Annotated in this window: 13 protein-coding genes; 8 read left to right on the forward strand and 5 right to left on the reverse strand. The window is 63.9% G+C overall.

The window, feature by feature from the left end; translation table 11 throughout:
• The first annotated feature begins 463 nt into the window (after positions 1-463).
• Positions 464-805 carry an RcnB family protein gene (locus tag ACH2DG_RS12965; RefSeq protein ID WP_395026623.1) on the forward strand — a complete coding sequence of 114 codons (342 nt, stop codon included), beginning with the start codon at positions 464-466 and terminating at the stop codon, positions 803-805.
• A gap of 87 nt (positions 806-892) precedes the next feature.
• On the opposite strand, the gene ACH2DG_RS12970 is transcribed toward ACH2DG_RS12965, so the two are convergent.
• Positions 893-1,810, reverse strand: a complete 918-nt coding sequence (locus tag ACH2DG_RS12970; RefSeq protein WP_395026625.1) for an inositol monophosphatase family protein — start codon at positions 1,808-1,810, stop codon at positions 893-895.
• A gap of 162 nt (positions 1,811-1,972) precedes the next feature.
• On the opposite strand from ACH2DG_RS12970, the gene ACH2DG_RS12975 reads away from it, so the two are divergent.
• Together ACH2DG_RS12975 and cysE are read left to right on the forward strand one after the other, a co-directional pair.
• A complete protein-coding gene (locus tag ACH2DG_RS12975; RefSeq protein WP_395026626.1) occupies positions 1,973-2,785 on the forward strand; it encodes an RNA methyltransferase in 813 nt (270 codons plus the stop codon).
• A 40-nt stretch (positions 2,786-2,825) separates the two neighbouring features.
• The gene (gene cysE, locus ACH2DG_RS12980) at positions 2,826-3,605 is read left to right on the forward strand and encodes a serine O-acetyltransferase (protein WP_377780074.1); all 780 of its coding nucleotides are present in this window, start codon (positions 2,826-2,828) and stop codon (positions 3,603-3,605) included.
• Between the two features lie 63 nt (positions 3,606-3,668).
• On the opposite strand, the gene ACH2DG_RS12985 is transcribed toward cysE, so the two are convergent.
• On the reverse strand, positions 3,669-4,115 hold the full coding sequence (locus tag ACH2DG_RS12985) for a winged helix-turn-helix transcriptional regulator (protein ID WP_395026627.1): 447 nt from the start codon (positions 4,113-4,115) through the stop codon (positions 3,669-3,671).
• Between the two features lie 188 nt (positions 4,116-4,303).
• Between ACH2DG_RS12985 and ACH2DG_RS12990 the strand changes: the two genes are divergently transcribed.
• Positions 4,304-5,497 carry an MFS transporter gene (locus tag ACH2DG_RS12990; RefSeq protein WP_395026658.1) on the forward strand — a complete coding sequence of 398 codons (1,194 nt, stop codon included), beginning with the start codon at positions 4,304-4,306 and terminating at the stop codon, positions 5,495-5,497.
• 97 nt (positions 5,498-5,594) lie between these two features.
• Here ACH2DG_RS12990 and miaA read toward each other — a convergent pair whose 3' ends face one another.
• Positions 5,595-6,617 (reverse strand): tRNA (adenosine(37)-N6)-dimethylallyltransferase MiaA, encoded by a 1,023-nt coding sequence (gene miaA / locus ACH2DG_RS12995; RefSeq protein ID WP_395026659.1) that lies wholly within the window; start codon positions 6,615-6,617, stop codon positions 5,595-5,597.
• Positions 6,618-6,874: 257 nt separating this feature from the next.
• On the reverse strand, positions 6,875-8,221 hold the full coding sequence (gdhA, locus tag ACH2DG_RS13000; protein WP_395026628.1) for an NADP-specific glutamate dehydrogenase: 1,347 nt from the start codon (positions 8,219-8,221) through the stop codon (positions 6,875-6,877).
• Between the two features lie 480 nt (positions 8,222-8,701).
• Between gdhA and ACH2DG_RS13005 the strand changes: the two genes are divergently transcribed.
• The 4 genes from ACH2DG_RS13005 to ACH2DG_RS13020 all read left to right on the forward strand — a co-directional run bounded on the left by ACH2DG_RS13005 (position 8,702) and on the right by ACH2DG_RS13020 (position 13,778).
• The gene (locus ACH2DG_RS13005) at positions 8,702-9,322 is read left to right on the forward strand and encodes a MarR family winged helix-turn-helix transcriptional regulator (RefSeq protein WP_395026629.1); all 621 of its coding nucleotides are present in this window, start codon (positions 8,702-8,704) and stop codon (positions 9,320-9,322) included.
• Entirely contained in the window at positions 9,319-10,824 is a 1,506-nt protein-coding gene (locus tag ACH2DG_RS13010) for an efflux transporter outer membrane subunit (protein ID WP_395026630.1), read from the forward strand. The genes ACH2DG_RS13005 and ACH2DG_RS13010 overlap by 4 nt, the downstream gene beginning before the upstream one ends.
• Before the next feature lie 94 nt (positions 10,825-10,918).
• The gene (locus tag ACH2DG_RS13015; RefSeq protein ID WP_377780533.1) at positions 10,919-12,160 is read left to right on the forward strand and encodes an HlyD family efflux transporter periplasmic adaptor subunit; all 1,242 of its coding nucleotides are present in this window, start codon (positions 10,919-10,921) and stop codon (positions 12,158-12,160) included.
• A gap of 52 nt (positions 12,161-12,212) precedes the next feature.
• Positions 12,213-13,778, forward strand: coding sequence for a DHA2 family efflux MFS transporter permease subunit (locus ACH2DG_RS13020; protein ID WP_395026632.1), 1,566 nt, complete (start codon positions 12,213-12,215; stop codon positions 13,776-13,778).
• 121 nt (positions 13,779-13,899) lie between these two features.
• Here the strand turns inward: ACH2DG_RS13020 and mutL are convergent, their stop codons facing one another.
• Complete coding sequence (mutL, locus tag ACH2DG_RS13025; RefSeq protein WP_395026634.1) at positions 13,900-15,957, reverse strand: DNA mismatch repair endonuclease MutL; 2,058 nt, start codon at positions 15,955-15,957, stop codon at positions 13,900-13,902.
• Between the last annotated feature and the right edge of the window lie 105 nt (positions 15,958-16,062).

Genomic DNA, 16,062 nt, shown 5'->3' on the forward strand with positions numbered 1-16,062 from the left:
GGCGTGTGTGATGAAAAATCCCCCTTCTTGGCGGCGGTTTGATTTTTCTCGGTGTCTGAATCCATTGTCTGGAGCGGTGCGGGTAGGGTCTGCAAAATGCCGGGGCAACACGCACGCGTTTGCGCTCTCCACGCAGCGGCCACAGTCAGTCTGCCGCCGTGCCTGCCCTCGGCCAAACGCGCATCTTACCGTACCCGCAAGGCCACACCATCCAGCGCTGCAAGGTGATGAATGTGAGTGTGCACCTTCAAGTGACGAGCGGTTGGATGGCTGTGCCAGATGCATCAGCACGTGTACGGCGACTTCCGTTGCATTTGTAAAGCGCAGGCCACTTCGGAGAAAAGTCCGGTAAAGGAGGCGTGGCCTGGCTTGCGATCGCGTCCGGCGCAGGCATCATGAAAGCCATGCAGGGCAGTGTTTTGCCTTGTGTATGGAAGGTATGGGCTCAGGAAGGAGGTCTCCAATGACAAACTGGATGCATCGTATCGCTGTCGCAGCCATGGCTGCGGCGCTGGGCGCGGGCGCCATCACTGCACAGGCACAGCCGAGAGGCCCGGAACGCCATGATGACCGTGGCAGCCAGCGTGACCGCTCTGACCACCGGGGTGCTGGCCCCGATCACCGTTGGGTGCGCGGATCGCGCGTGCCGCCGGAGTACCGAGAGCACATCTATGTGGTCAACGACTGGCGAGGCCACCGGCTGTCGTCGCCGCCGCGCGGCTACCACTGGATTCAGAGCGGTGGCGACTACCTGCTGGTGGCCATTGCGTCAGGGGTGATTGCGCAGATCGTGTTTGGCAACTGAGGCACCGACTGCTGGCGCCAGTTGGTGTCATGAAAAAACCCGCAGGGCCCATGCAAGGCCTGCGGGTTTTTTTGTCAGAACGAAGGCTTATTCGGCCTTGCCGTCTTCCTGGGTCTGGCCTTCTTCGGTTTGCGGGGCGTTTTCTGTAGTGTCGTTTTCCAGCGACTGGCGCACAGCGGCCTTGTCGCCAGCGCCTGCGAACTTGCTGTACTTGGTCAGCACGGGCACCAGTTGGCCGTAGATGCGGGGGGAGCCCGCCAGGATTTCGCGTTGCTCCAGGAAGTCGGCTTCACCGGTGAAGTTGCCGACCAAGCCGCCGGCTTCGGTCACGAGCAGAGAGCCTGCCGCCACGTCCCAGATGCTGAGGCCGGCTTCAAAGAAACCGTCGCTGAAACCGGCCGCCACGTAGGCCAGGTCCAGTGCCGCAGCGCCGGGACGGCGTACGCCGCTGGTGCGTTGCATCACATCGCCCAGCATGGCCATGTACTGCTTGAGGTTGTCGCCAGGGCGGTAGGGGAAACCGGTGGAGATCAGGCTGTCGCGCAGCATGGTGCGCTTGGAGACGCGGATGCGGCGCTCATTGAGGAAGGCGCCACGGCCACGCGTAGCGGTAAACAGGTCGTTGCGGGTCGGGTCATACACCACGGCTTGCTCGATGCGGCCATTCACGGCCAGTGCAATGCTCACGCAGTACACGGGAAAGCCGTGGATGAAGTTGGTGGTGCCGTCCAGCGGATCGATGATCCAGATGTGGTCCGAGTTGCGGTTGCCGTACTCGTTGCCCGATTCCTCGGCCAGGATGCCGTGGCCAGGGTAGGCGGTCAGCAGGGTCTCGATGATGGCTTGCTCGGCCTGCTGGTCCACCTCGGTCACAAAGTCGTTCACCTGTTTGGTCGACACCCGCACCGCTTCCACGTCAAGCGCGGCACGGTTGATGATGGCGCCTGCGGCGCGAGCGGCCTTGATGGCCATATTGAGCATGGGGTGCAGGGAGGAAGACGACATAAATTGTGTGGGCGTAGTAGGTGGCAGCAAAGACGCTGCGGGACGCTGGGGCAAGAGCAATCGGTGATCGGCGCCGACGATGCGGCAGCGACAATAGGGGGCAAATTGTACCCGCGCGCAAAAAATCGCGCTTGGGACGACCGAATTTGGATTCCGATTTCTATGAAAACCCGCTTTGTCCTGATTGAAACCAGCCACGCCGGCAATGTGGGCGCTGCTGCCCGCGCCATCAAAACCATGGGTTTTGACGACCTGGTGCTGGTGCGCCCGCGCTGGAGCAATGTGCTGCGCAAGGAAGAAACCATCCAGCGTGCCAGTGGCGCCCTGGATGTGCTGGCCAACTGCCGCATCGTGGAGACGGTGGAGGAGGCGCTGGAGGGCATGAGCCACCTGTGCGCCACCGCGATGACGCCGCGCGACTTCGGCCCGCCCGCCCGTACTCCACGTGCGCATTTTGAGATGCTATTGAAAGGAGAGCTGGTGGCGCAGCAGGATGGCGGACAGCAGCCTGTCTTGCCTGCAACGAATGCGGTAGGTGAGTCCTCAGCCGGGTTGAGCGGCGAGACCGGCATTGCCTTTCTGTTCGGCTGCGAGCGCTATGGCATGGCCAATGAAGACGTCTACCGCTGCCATGTTGCACTGTCGATTCCGACCAACCCCGATTTCGGCTCGCTCAACCTGGCTTCGGCCGTGCAGGTGGTGGCCTATGACTGGCGCCAGGCCCTGGGGGGCTATGTCGTGCAGGATGCAGCCGTGCATGGCGAGCGTGCCGATGCGCAACAGGTGGCCGGTATGCTGGCGCACTGGCAGCAGGCCCTGGTCGAGGTTGGTTTTCTCGATCCCGATGCGCCCAAAAAGCTGATGCCGCGCCTCAACCAGATGTTCAACCGCGCGCAACTCACCCAGGAGGAAATCCACATACTGCGTGGTGTTGCCAAGGCCATGCTGCGCACGGCAGAGGCCGCAAGCCGCTAGACTGCGGGACTTCCCCTACGAAAACAGATTCCACGTTTCCATGTTTGACCGCCTGCGCTCCGATATTCAGTGCATCCTGGACCGCGACCCTGCGGCCCGCAGCCGCTGGGAGGTCATCACCTGTTATCCCGGCCTGCATGCCATCTGGCTGCAACGCCCTGCACACTGGTGCTGGAACCATGGCCTCAAGTGGACGGGGCGCTTCATCTCGCACCTGGCGCGCTGGTTTACGGGAATCGAAATCCACCCCGGCGCGCAGATTGGCCGCAATGTCTTCATCGACCACGGCATGGGCGTCGTCATTGGCGAGACGGCCGTGGTGGGCGATGGCTGCACCATCTACCACGGCGTGACCCTGGGCGGCACTACGCTCTACAAAGGCGCCAAGCGCCACCCCACGCTGGGCAAGGATGTAGTGGTGGCCGCTGGCGCCAAGGTGCTGGGCGGGTTTGAGGTGGGCGACGGCGCCAAGATCGGCAGCAACGCCGTGGTCATCAAGCCGGTGCCTGCAGGGGCGACGGCGGTGGGCATTCCTGCCCGCATCATCCCGTCCAAGGAAGGCGCCAGCGCCGATGTGACCGAAGCCCCGGCAGACCGGAAGTTTGCTGCCTACGGCGTGACGCAGGAAGACGACCCGCTCTCCAAGGCCATGCGCGGCATCATCGACAGCGCCGCCGGGCATGAGCAGCAGATCACCATGCTCTGGGCCGCCATCGAGAAGCTGTCGGTGCAAAGCAAGGTGGGCGACTGCGTGCCATGCGACGCCCAGCGCGAGGCCGAGTTCGAAGCCAAGAAGCTCAGCGATCTGGTGGGCAAGTAAGGGGCGCTGCTGCGCCAGTGCACTGGCGCGGGCCGGGCATTGCCTTGCCGGGAAGGACTTGCCTCAATCGAGCTTGCGCACCACGGCATCGTCCGGCAGGAGCTCCTGGCCGCTCACCAGGTGCGGCGCCATGCGCTGGATGAGCGCGCCGGTACTTTTTTCCACCAGAACCGAATGCGCCTCGCCGGGCGCGAACAGCTGGCTCTCCCCCCATTGTCTGAGCGCCACCACCACCGCAAACAGGCGCTTGCCTTTGTCCGTCAGCGCGTATTCCTGGTAGGCGCTGCCGTCTGACGCGGGCTGCGTCTGCAGGATGCCGGCATTCACCAGCTTGCGCAGCCGGTCGGACAGGATATTGCGCGCAACGCCCAGGCTGCGCTGAAAGTCTCCGAAGCGCTGCGCACCATCAAAAGCATCGCGCACGATGAGCAGCGACCAGCGGTCGCCCACGGCATCGAGTGCGCGCGCAACCGGGCAGGTTTCTGGGTTCAGGGGGACAGTGGTGGGCATGGACGCCTCGATGGGTTGCAAAGCTACGGGGTGTGTAGTTGCATTTTAAAACTACTCTGCATAGAATGCATCTGGTTTTGTTTTGAAACTAGATTCTGAAAGAGTGGTGCAAAATGAAGGTCCAGCTTCGGCAGCCTCACCAGTTTTCCGCAGGACAAGTGCCGCAGCCGTGCGATCAGCCCGTGGGCATGCCTGCCGCCCTGGTTCTGCTTTTTGCGGTGGCCAGTGGCATGAGCGTTGCCAACGTCTATTACGCGCAGCCCTTGCTGGATGCGCTTGCGGAGGAATTCCACATCAGCTACGCCGCAGTGGGTGGCGTGATCACCGCGACGCAGCTGGGCTGTGCGCTGGCTTTGCTGTTGCTGGTGCCCCTGGGTGACCGCCTTGACCGACGCCAACTGATGGCCTGGCAACTGGCAGGCCTGGTGATGGCCCTGCTGGTGGTAGGCGCAGCGCAGACCACGGCAATGTTGATGGCTGGCATGCTGGCCGTCGGATTGCTGGGTACTGCCATGACGCAGGGCCTGATCGCCTATGCCGCCAGCGCGGCCCAGCCCCACGAGCAGGGCCGCGTGGTGGGCAGCGCGCAGGGCGGTGTCTTTATCGGCTTGCTGCTGGCGCGCGTCTTTGCCGGGGCGGTGGGCGATGCAGCAGGCTGGCGCGGGGTCTATTTCTCTTCCGCAGCCATGATGCTGGTCATTGGCCTGCCCCTGTGGTGGCGCCTGCCCTCGTTGCCCCTCAAGCCCAATCCGCTCGGCTACCTGCCATTGATCGCATCCATGGGCGGTCTGCTGCGCCGCGACCGGGTCTTGCAGGTGCGGGCCATGCTCGCGATGTTGATGTTTGCCGCTTTCAGCATCTTCTGGAGCAGCCTGGTTCTGCCGCTGCGGGCGGCGCCCTTTGGCTATTCGCACACGGTTATCGGCATGTTTGGGCTGGCCGGAGTGGCGGGGGCCCTCGCTGCCGCGCGGGCAGGGCGCTGGGCAGACCAGGGTTTTGCGCAGCGCAGTTCCGCAGCCGCGCTGGTGGTGTTGCTATTGGCGTGGCTGCCGTTGGGGGCTCTGGGCTGGGCGCCTGGCTCCGCCTGGGCACTGTGGGCGCTGGTGCTGGGCATTGTGCTGCTGGATCTGGGGGGCCAGGCCTTGCATGTCACCAACCAGAGCCTGATCTTCCGCCGCCAGTCTGGCGCGCACAGCCGCCTGGTGGCCGCGTACATGCTGTTCTATGCCGTAGGCAGCGGCCTGGGCGCCATCAGCGCCACTGCCATTTACGCGCATGCAGGTTGGCGCGGTGTGTGCATGCTGGGCGCAGCAGTCAGCGCCGCAGCGCTCGCCTTCTGGTGGCTGACGCGGCGGTATATGGAGGTGGAGGCGGTTGGCTGATGCCGGCTGGCTCGCTGGCCAGGGAGGTTGCAAGCAGTCAGTGCTATATTTTTTGAATGCCTCGCGCTTGCTGCATAAGCGCCATGAGGCCTTTTTACTAAATCCTGCCGGATGAAGCGAGCTGCTGCCGTGCGGCTGCCAGCCATTGCTCCTGCGCATCGGGGGTATTGCAGGCAATGGTGTGGCGCTGCGGCATGCTGCGCAGCCAGGTGATTTGCCGCTTGGCCAACTGGCGGGTGGCGGCGATGCCGCGCTCGCGCATGTCTGCCCACAGTGCGGGCGGCACATCGGCCTGGGTGGTGACGCGGATGCCCTGCGCAGCGCAGGTGTCGAGCATTTCCCACATCTGGCGGTAGCCTACGCAGCGCATCGACGGCAGATTCAGGTGCAGGTTGCCGCGTGCGCGCAATTGCAGCATTTCGGCCAGAAAGTTCTGCGACAGCATCTGGTCGTAGCGCAGGGCAATGCGTTCATGCAGCCAGGCGCGTTCGGCCGGCTCCAGGCTGAAGAGCTGAAAGCCCGGAGCCAGTTGCAGCAATGGCGAAGGGCGTTTTTCCTGCGCATGGAAATAGGAGAGCGGCTTGCCCGTGATGCGCCACACTTCCAGCGCGCGCTGCACGCGCTGGCTGTCACCGGGGGCGAGGCGCTGCGCGGTCGCGGGGTCTACCTGGGCAAGCAGTGCATGCATATGTGGCCAGCCGTGCGCGGCGGCTTCGGCGTCCAGTGCGGCGCGCACGGCAGCGTCGGCCGCAGGCATGTCGTCGATGCCGTCCATCAGCGCCTTGAAGTACAGCATGGTGCCGCCCACCAGCAGGCTCACGGCGCCGCGCTGGTGAATCTGCGCAATCAGCGCCAGCGCGTCGCGCACAAACTCGGCAGCGCTGTAGGAATCCAGCGGGTCGCGGATGTCGAGCAGGTGGTGCGGGATACCGGCCTGTTCCTCGGCGCTGGGCTTGGCCGAGCCAATGTCCATGCCCCGGTAGATGAGGGCGGAATCGACGCTGATGATCTCGACCGGTCGCACGCCAGCCAGTTGCTGCGCCAGCGCAATGGCGGCACCGGTCTTGCCGGAAGCGGTAGGGCCAGCCAGGCCCAGGCACAGAGGAGATTCAGCAGCGATTGGCACGGTGGATCAGCAAGAAAAAAGACTGCTGGCGCACGGGGTACGCTCGCAGGCAGCTATCAATTCGTGAGTAAAGCGGAATCGCCAGTGTAGAGCCAAAAGCGATGTCGCTTTGCCTTGCGGGCGTTTGCGGTGTCTTGCTGCAGCCTTTGGGCATTTGGTATTGAACAAAAAAGCCCCCGGCGCTGGAGGGCGCCGGGGGCATAGAGCAAGTGGCTGCCTCGGGCAATGCGCCCGGGGCAGTGAGGCGTGGTTTACAGCACGCCTTGCGCCAGCATGGCGTCGGCCACCTTCACGAAGCCGGCGATATTGGCGCCGTCGATGTAGCTAACAGTGCCGTCTTCGCGCTTGCCGTACTTCACGCAGGCCGCGTGGATGCCTTCCATGATCTGGAACAGGCGGGCATCCACTTCCGTGGCAGGCCAGCCCAGGCGCAGGGCGTTCTGGCTCATTTCCAGACCCGAGGTGGCAACACCGCCAGCGTTGGAGGCCTTGCCGGGGGCGTACAGCACGCCCGCTTTCTCGAAAGCCTTGGCAGCTTCGATCGTGCAGGGCATATTGGCGCCTTCGGCCACGCACAGCACGCCGTTCTTGATCAGCTCCTGCGCGTCGGCCAGGTGCAGCTCGTTCTGCGTGGCGCAGGGCAGGGCCACATCGGCCTTGATGAACCAGGGCGTCTTGCCTTCAAAGTACTGCACACCGGTGACCTGCTTGGCGTAGTCGGCCACGCGGCCGTAGTGCTTGTTCTTGACTTCCATCAATTTGATCAGCTTGTCGCCGTCAAAGCCTGCGGGGTCATAAATGGTGCCGCTGGAGTCAGATGCCGACACCACCTTGGCGCCCAGGGCCATGGCCTTGTCGATGGCGAACTGCGCCACATTGCCCGAGCCCGAGACGGAGACGGTCAGGCCTTCGAAGCCCTTGCCCTGGGTCTTGAGCATTTCCTGCGCAAAGTAGACGGTGCCAAAGCCGGTGGCTTCAGGGCGGATGAGCGAGCCGCCAAACGACAGGCCCTTGCCGGTGAAGACACAGTCGGCACGGTTGGCCAGCTTTTTGTACATGCCTGCCATGAAGCCCACTTCACGGCCACCCACGCCGATGTCGCCCGCTGGCACGTCGGTGTCGGCGCCCACGTGGCGGAAGAGTTCCGACACGAAGGCCTGGCAGAAGCGCATCACTTCGGCTTCGCTCTTGCCCTTGGGGTCGAAATCGGAGCCGCCCTTGCCGCCGCCCATAGGCAGGGTGGTCAGCGCGTTCTTGAAGGTCTGTTCAAACGCCAGGAACTTGAGCACCGACAGGTTGACCGAGGGGTGAAAGCGCAGGCCGCCCTTGTAGGGGCCGATGGCCATGCTGTGCTGAATGCGGTAGCCGCGGTTGACCTGCACCTTGCCATGGTCGTCCACCCAGCTCACGCGAAAGCTCACCACGCGCTCGGGCTCGACCAGGCGCTCCAGCAGGCTGTGCTCGGCGTACCGTGGATTTTTCTGGATGAAGGGCCACAGACTCTCCATCACTTCGGTGACGGCCTGCAGGAACTCGGGCTGGCCGGGGTTGCGCTGTTCGACGTAGGCGAGAAATTGCTCCAGGGACTGGTGTTGCATGGACAGATCTTTCAAGGGCTAGGGCCGGAATGCACCGTTTTTGCACGGTTGCCGGAGGTGTGCACAGCGATGGTGCGTCATCGCACTAAAACGGACATTATGCCGAATCTGCATGCACTGATGCATAAAGTAAAAAGTGTCCTGCGCAATGCGTATGGAAACCGGGGCGTCAAATGAAGGTCTCACTACGCTTTGCGGGGTCTGGTGGGGCGGTGCTTGCCGCTGCTCCATGGCTGGAAATGCCCTGAAACAGTGCATTCCGGGTGATCAGGGCTTGGATGGGTGGGGCAGGGAGCTGGCTGGCAAGAACCCAGAACAGGTGCTGTCGCCGATGTGCCGCAGCTCGTCAAAAAGGCGGATGCTGCGCTGCACAAATCTGATATCCGGTCAGGGTCTTTCACAAGACATGATATTGCCTAGGCAATGAATGATTGCATAATCATTGCGTTGTAAATAATTTCATATGAAAGAGGTTTGCGCATGTCCGATCCTCGCGTGCAAGACCACGGCCCGGATGACAGCGACGGCGACTCGCTGGAGGCGGGCTGTCCGCTGATCGAGCCGATCAAGGCCGCTAATTTCCCTTGCTGGTTGATGCGCATCATCTCGACGGTGGTACGCGCCGAAGTGGACCGCCGCATGGAGCCGCTGGGTTTGACCCAGGCGCAATGGATTCCCGTTCTCCGTCTGGCGAGCGGCGAGGCGCAGACCGCCGCCGATCTGGCGCGCAGCACCATGCAGACGCCGGGAGCGATGACGCGCCTGGTGGATCGCCTCGTGGAAAAAGGCATCATCGAACGCGAACGCAGCACCGACGACCGCCGCGTGGTGCGCCTGCGGCTCACCGAAGAAGGCATGCGTGCTGCGGTGCAGGTGCCCGACATCGTCAAGAGCGTGAACCACGCAGCGCTCAGCCCGCTGGCACCTGATGAATTGGCCCAGTTCCAGAGCTATCTGCGCCGCATCTATGAAGCCATGCCCCAGACCTTGAACAGTGAGATGTGCCTGCCCGACGCCAACGGCCCATGCCACGCCGCAGCAGGCGCAGCAGACACCACCACCGATACCCCCAGCACGCCCGGCAAGGAGAGGGCCTTATGAATCGCAGTTTTCCTCTTTATGCACGAAATCGCCAACTGGCGCTTTCTGCCATTGCGCTTGCAGCTACCACTTTCATAGCCGGCTGCGCCGATATGGGTGGCATCCACACCGAAGCCTCCGCACGCTCCCCGCAGTCGCTGGGCTTGGTGGTGGAGCCGTCTGCTGCCGACCAGGCCGCAGCCGTGGCGCCGGTCGATGCACAGTGGTGGACGGCCTTGGGCGATTCGCAACTGAACCAGCTGGTGGAGACGGCGCTGGCAGACGGGCCGAGCCTCAAGGTTGCCGAGGCCCGCATCCGCAAGGCCTGGGCCATGGCCCAGGTGAGCGAAGCTGCCGACGGCCCGCAGGTGAACGGTCAGGCCACAGCCAACCGCAACCATGCACCGGCCAACGGCCTGATTCCACCGCCAATTGCAGGCCACAACTACAGCACGGCCGAGGCGAGGATCAACGGAAGCTGGTCGCTCGATCTGTTTGGCAAGCACCGCGCGGCGCTGGACGCTGCGGTGGGCTCTGCCCGTGCTGCGCAGGCCGACCGGGACGCTGCCCGCGTGCTGCTGGCCAGCAACGTGGTGCAGGCCTATGTGCAACTGGCGCGCTGGCAGGCGCAGGAAACGGTGGCCGAACGGGCCATTGCCCAGCGTGAACATACCCTCAAACTGGTGCGCGACCGCTACAGTGCAGGCCTCGATACCACGCTGGAAGTGCGCCAGAGCGAAAGTGGCGTGCCCGAGGCGCGTGTGCAGCTGGAACAGGTGCGTGAGCAAAAACACCTGGCGCAGAACGCACTGGCGGCGCTGGTGGGCCAGCCCGGAAGCGGACAGAGCCTGCAGGCGGCTCCGATTGCCAGCCTGAAACTGCCGCAGTTTCCGCAGCAGCTCTCTGCCAGCCTGCTGGGCCGCCGCGCCGACGTTGTGGCCGCACGCTGGCGCGTGGAAGCCGCAGACAGGAGCATTGCCGAGGCCAAGGCGGAGTTCTATCCGGACATCAACCTGACGGCCTTCATCGGCCTGTCGAGCATCGGCTTCAACAATTTTGCCAAGACCAATGCACGTGAATGGGGCGTGGGCCCGGCGCTGAGCCTGCCGATCTTTGACTCAGGCCTGCTGCGTGCCAACCTGCGCGGCAAGTCGGCCGATTACGACGCGGCGGTGGAGGGCTATAACCAGGCCGTCATCAATGCCGTGCACGATGTGGCCGACCAGATTGCCTCTGCCAGATCAGCCTATGCCCAGTTGCCCGAGCAGCGCAAGGCGGCCGACGCGGCGCAAAGCGCGCTCGACATCGCCAACCAGCGCTATGCCGCAGGGCTGGGCACCTATCTGAACGTGTTGTCGGCCGAAACGAATGTGCTGGCCCAGCGCCGCCAGTCGGTCGATATCGAGGCGCGCATCCTGCAGACCAACGCTGCGCTGGCCCAGGCGCTGGGCGGTGGCTACAGCGATCCGGAGCCGTCAGCCGCCGCCATCGACACCGCAGCCAGCCAGAAGAAAGCCAGCTGATCCAACGTCCGGATAACAGCGCTATCGATACCGCGTACCGCAACCATAAGCAATACCGGGGTGAGCCCCCGGTTCAAAACCGCAACGCAACACCATGTCAAACACCAACGCTCCCGCTTCCCAGACAGCCGCACCACAGGCTGAACCAGTCACCGCATCTTCCAGCCCTCGCAAGAAATGGCTGTTCCGCCTGACCGGCCTCGTCGTCGTGCTGGGCGCTGCCTACGGCATCTACGACTGGATGGTGAACAGCCATTTCGAGGAAACCGACAACGCTTACGTACAGGGCAATATCGTGCAGATTGCACCGCAGACGGCAGGCACGGTGCAGTCCATCATGGCCGACGACACCGACTATGTGAAGGAAGGCCAGATCATGGTGCGCCTGGATCCGGCTGACGCCAAGGTGGCGTTTGAGCAGGCCAAGGCCAACCTGGCCCAGGCTGTGCGCCAGGTGCGCACGCTGTATGTGAACAACGGCTCGTACACCGCCCAGATCGCCCAGCGCCAGGCCGAAGTCTCCAAGGCCAGGAACGATCTGGCCCGCGCCCAGAACGACCTCAAACGCCGCCAGGCGCTGACCGGCAACGGCGCCGTGTCCAAGGAAGAGCTGAGCCATGCGCAAAGCCAGGTCGATGCGGCGCAGGCCGCCGTTACCGCAGCACAGGCGGCCGTGAGCACTGCGCGCGAGCAGCTGGCCAGCAACCAGTCGCTGACCGAAGGCATCAGCGTGAACGAACACCCCAATGTGCAGGCAGCGGCCGCCAAGGTGCGCGAGGCCTATCTGGCCATGCAGCGGGTGGAGCTGGTCTCGCCCGTCTCGGGCGTGGTCGGCAAGCGCTCGGTGCAGGTGGGCCAGCGTGTGGCGCCCGGCACGCCGCTGATGACCGTGGTGCCGATGAACCAGCTGTGGGTGGAAGCCAACTTCAAGGAAAACCAGCTGCGCAACCTGCGCCTGGGCCAGCCCGTCAAAATGACGGCCGATCTGTATGGCAAGAAGATCGAATACACCGGCACGGTGGAGGGCCTGGGCGTGGGCACAGGCTCGGCCTTCTCGCTGCTGCCTGCGCAGAACGCCACGGGCAACTGGATCAAGGTGGTGCAGCGCGTGCCAGTGCGCATTGCGCTCGATCCCAAGCAGCTGGAAGAGCATCCGCTGCGCGTAGGCCTGTCGATGCTGGTGGATGTGGATATCCAGAACCAGGATGGCAAGCTGCTGGCTGAAGTGCCACGCAAGGAGCCGCTGGTGCAGACCAATGTGTATGACGTGCAGGACAAGGGCGCTGACGCGGTGATTGCCGAAGTCATCACCAACAACGCCGGCAAGCACCTGTAAGTGCGCCATTGATTGACTAGGGGCGGCCCGCAGGGCTGCCCGAGGATGCGTTATGGCAACTTCCAATCCCACATTGCCGCACCCGCCGCTCGAAGGCTCGGCGCGGCTCATTGGCACCCTGGCACTGTCGGCTGCAGTGTTCATGAATGTGCTCGACACCTCGATTGCGAATGTGTCGCTGCCCGCGATTGCGGGCGACCTGGGCGTCAGCGCCAACCAGGGAACCTGGGTGATCACCAGCTTTGCCGTGGCCAATGCGATCTCGGTGCCGCTCACTGGCTGGCTGTCGATGCGATTTGGCCAGGTGCGGCTGTTCATGCTCAGCGTGGTGCTGTTCGTGATCTCGTCGTGGTTGTGCGGTCTGGCGCCCAACATGAGCGCGCTGATCGCCTTTCGCGTGCTGCAGGGCTTTGTGGCAGGGCCCATGATTCCGCTGTCGCAGTCGCTCCTGCTGGCCAGCTACCCGCGTGCCATGGCGGGCACGGCCATGGCCTTCTGGTCGATGACCACCCTCATTGCGCCGGTGATGGGGCCGCTGCTGGGCGGCTGGATTACCGACAACATGAGCTGGCCATGGATCTTCTACATCAATGTGCCCGTCGGCATTCTGGCGGTATTTGCCACCTGGCTCATCTTCCGCCACCGCGACACACCGCGCAAGGCGCTGCCCATCGACGCCATCGGCCTGGGGCTTCTGGTGGTGTGGATCTCGGCCATGCAGATCATGCTCGACATCGGCAAGGAACACGACTGGTTCCAGTCGCCGATGGTGGTAGCCTGCGCGGTGATTGCCGTGGTGGGGTTTGCCTACTTCCTGATCTGGGAGCTGGGTGACAAGCATCCGGTGGTCGATCTGCGCCTGTTCAAGAACCGCAATTTCTGGGCGGGCACGCTGGCCATCTCGGTAGGCTACGGCCTGTTCTTTGGCAATGTGGTGCTGCTGCCGCTATGGCTGCAGCAGTTCATGGGCTATACCGCAACTGACGCGGGCATGGTGATGGCGCCGGTGGGCCTGCTGGCGATGGTGCTCTCGCCCGTGGTGGGCAAGACGATCCACAAGGTGGACCCGCGTCGCTATGCCACCGTGTCGTTCCTGGTGTTCGGCATCGTGATGTGGATGCGCGCGCGCTTCAACACCCAGGTCGACTTGACCACCATCATGATCCCAACCATCGTGCAGGGCATTGCCATGGCGGGCTTCTTCATTCCCTTGATGACGATCACGCTCAGCGAAATTCCGCCTGAGAAGATGCCCAGCGCATCGGGCCTGTCGAACTTCGTGCGTATCACCTGCGGCGCGGTGGGCACCTCGATTTCGACCACGCTGTGGGAGCGCCGTGCCAGCCTGCACCATGCGCAGCTGGTGGAGCACATCACGCTGGGCGATGGCCCGACGGCGCAGGTGGTGCAGAGCCTGCAGGCCACAGGGCTGAGCCTGCAGCAATCGCTGGCGCAGGTGGACCGCATGGTCAACCAGCAGGCATTCATGCTGGCGGCCAACGATATCTTCTGGGCATCGTCGGTGCTCTTTCTGCTGCTGATACCGCTCGTATGGCTGGCCAAGGGCCCCAAAGGCCATGGCGGCGGTGGCGCCGATGCCGCAGCGGCTGCGCACTGATGCGGCAATGCCGAGGGCGATGGTGCTGACCGGATCGGTACCAAGGCTGCAGTAACCAAAGAAGAGCGCCGATGGCGCTCTTCTTTTTTGTGGCTCGTGTAGAAAGAATGGCGCCTGCAGATCAACGTCCGCGCAGGAATAGTCCGTCCAGCTCTTTCATCGTCAATTGCCGCCATGTGGGTCGCCCGTGGTTGCACTGGTCGGAGCGTTCGGTGCGCTCCATGTCGCGCAGCAGGGCGTTCATCTCGTCGATGGTGAGCTGCCGGTTGGCACGCACGGCGCCGTGGCAGGCCATGGTGCCCAGGATTTCGTTGCGCGCCCGCTGCACCACGGTGCTGGCGTCGTGCTGGGCCAGTTCTGCCAGCACGCTGCGGGCCAATTCGACCGGGTTGCCTTGCGCCAATGTGGTGGGTGTTGCGCGCACGGCCAGCGTCTTGGGCGAGAAGGGGACGATTTCCATTCCCAACTGCGCCAGTGTTTCGGCGTTTTCCTCGGCGGTTGCCACTTCCTCAGGGGTGGCAGAGAAAGTGGCGGGGATCAGGAGAGGCTGACTGGAGATGGCGCTGCTGGCGCCTCCGTCATCCAGCTGGCTTTTGAGCCGCTCGTACACGATGCGCTCGTGTGCGGCGTGCATGTCGACGATCACCATGCCCTGGGCGTTCTCCGCCAGGATATAGACGCCATGGATCTGCGCCACCGCCCGGCCCAGCGGCCAGGGGTTTTCGGCAGATTCCGGCGGCAGCGTGGGGACCAGTTGCGGGCTGGCGGGCTGTACCACCCATGCGGGCGATGCCTCCTGTGCGCGCCACGCGGGCGGGGTACCAGCCTGGAGTGGCATTGTGGAAGGGGGTGACCGCAAACCTGCAGGTGCCCGGTCTGCCTGGCCCCACAGCACGGCGGCCTGTTGCAGCGCCTGGGCGCCATCGACGCGAGGAGGTGCTTCAAAATATATAGCGGTCTGTGCTTGCGGGGAAAGGGCTGATGTCCGTTGGGGCTCCAAAACCGCTGCACTGTCCGTAGCTGATGACGCGGCTGCGGGCGGCGCATCTGCAAGGTGGTGCGCGCGTGGGGCGGCAAGGGCGTTTTCCACGCCATGCAGCACCGCCTGGTGCACCTCCCGGCTGTCACGGAAGCGCACCTCGATCTTGGTGGGGTGTACGTTCACATCTACGCGCATCGGGTCGATGCTGACGTAGAGCGCATACACCGGCTGGCGGTTGCCGTGAAGCACGTCTTCATACGCGGCGCGCGCAGCGTGCGTGAGCACCTTGTCGCGCACGAAGCGACCGTTGACGTAGCAGAACTGCTGGTCGGCGCGGGAGCGGGCCGCATTGGGAACGCCTGCACGGCCACGCACCAGCACATGGCCGGCGCGGTAGTGCACCACCACCGATTGCTCCAGAAAGTCATGGCCCAGCACATCGGCCAGCCGCTTGTCCAGCGCCTGCTGCACCAGTTGCTCGCGGGTCTCGGCATCGGGCGCGGCATCGAGGTCGGCAGCGCCCAGCGTGGCGCGCCATTGTTCCACCAGCTTGCCTTCGTGCCAGATGGCAAAACCGACCGATGGGCGGGTGAGCGCATGGCGGCGCACGGCCTCGATGCAATGGGCCAGCTCGGTGGCATCGGTCTTGAGGAACTTGCGGCGCGCTGGGGTGCTGAAGAACAGCTCCTTGACTTCCATCGTGGTGCCGGGATTGCGGGCCGCCGGGCGCAGCTCGCCGCTGCGGGCATCGAGCATGTAGGCAGTGTCCTGGTCTTGCGGGCGCGAGAGCACCGCCATCTCCGACACCGAGGCGATGGCGGCGAGCGCTTCACCCCGAAAACCCATGGTGGCCACCGACTCCAGATCATGCAGGCTGCGGATCTTGCTGGTGGCGTGGCGGCGCAGGGCAATCGGCAATTCTTCGCGTGGAATGCCGCAGCCGTCGTCTTCCACCGTGATCAGGCGCACGCCGCCTGCCAGCAGGCGCACCGTGATGCTGGTGGCGCCCGCATCAAGCGCGTTGTCCACCAGCTCGCGCACGACGGAGGCCGGGCGCTCCACCACTTCACCTGCGGCAATCTGGCTGACCAGCTCGTCGGGCAGGTCCTGGATCTGGCGGCGCGGCTGTACCGTGGTGCCGGTCAAGGCGGGAGTGTCCGGGGTTTCCAGCGTCTGTTCGTTCGTTTCTGCAGTCATAAAGGGATTTTAAGAACCTGGCACTACCATTCGCGGTAAAGTGCGCGCTTGTGCTATCCAAGTCATAGCGCTGGCAACTGTTGCCTTATCTGATCTGATCGCTCT

The organism is Comamonas odontotermitis (assembly GCF_040396735.1).
GTDB lineage: Bacteria > Pseudomonadota > Gammaproteobacteria > Burkholderiales > Burkholderiaceae_C > Comamonas > Comamonas odontotermitis_C.

Coding starts and splice junctions, on each gene's coding strand:
- ACH2DG_RS12990 (WP_395026658.1), top strand. CDS start 4,304: ATGCCTGCCGCCCTGGTTCTGCTTTTTGCGGTGGCCAGTGGCATGAGC.
- ACH2DG_RS13005 (WP_395026629.1), top strand. CDS start 8,702: ATGTCCGATCCTCGCGTGCAAGACCACGGCCCGGATGACAGCGACGGC.
- ACH2DG_RS12965 (WP_395026623.1), top strand. CDS start 464: ATGACAAACTGGATGCATCGTATCGCTGTCGCAGCCATGGCTGCGGCG.
- gdhA (WP_395026628.1), bottom strand. CDS start 8,221: ATGCAACACCAGTCCCTGGAGCAATTTCTCGCCTACGTCGAACAGCGC.
- ACH2DG_RS12970 (WP_395026625.1), bottom strand. CDS start 1,810: ATGTCGTCTTCCTCCCTGCACCCCATGCTCAATATGGCCATCAAGGCC.
- ACH2DG_RS13010 (WP_395026630.1), top strand. CDS start 9,319: ATGAATCGCAGTTTTCCTCTTTATGCACGAAATCGCCAACTGGCGCTT.
- ACH2DG_RS13015 (WP_377780533.1), top strand. CDS start 10,919: ATGTCAAACACCAACGCTCCCGCTTCCCAGACAGCCGCACCACAGGCT.
- ACH2DG_RS12975 (WP_395026626.1), top strand. CDS start 1,973: ATGAAAACCCGCTTTGTCCTGATTGAAACCAGCCACGCCGGCAATGTG.
- mutL (WP_395026634.1), bottom strand. CDS start 15,957: ATGACTGCAGAAACGAACGAACAGACGCTGGAAACCCCGGACACTCCC.
- cysE (WP_377780074.1), top strand. CDS start 2,826: ATGTTTGACCGCCTGCGCTCCGATATTCAGTGCATCCTGGACCGCGAC.
- ACH2DG_RS13020 (WP_395026632.1), top strand. CDS start 12,213: ATGGCAACTTCCAATCCCACATTGCCGCACCCGCCGCTCGAAGGCTCG.
- ACH2DG_RS12985 (WP_395026627.1), bottom strand. CDS start 4,115: ATGCCCACCACTGTCCCCCTGAACCCAGAAACCTGCCCGGTTGCGCGC.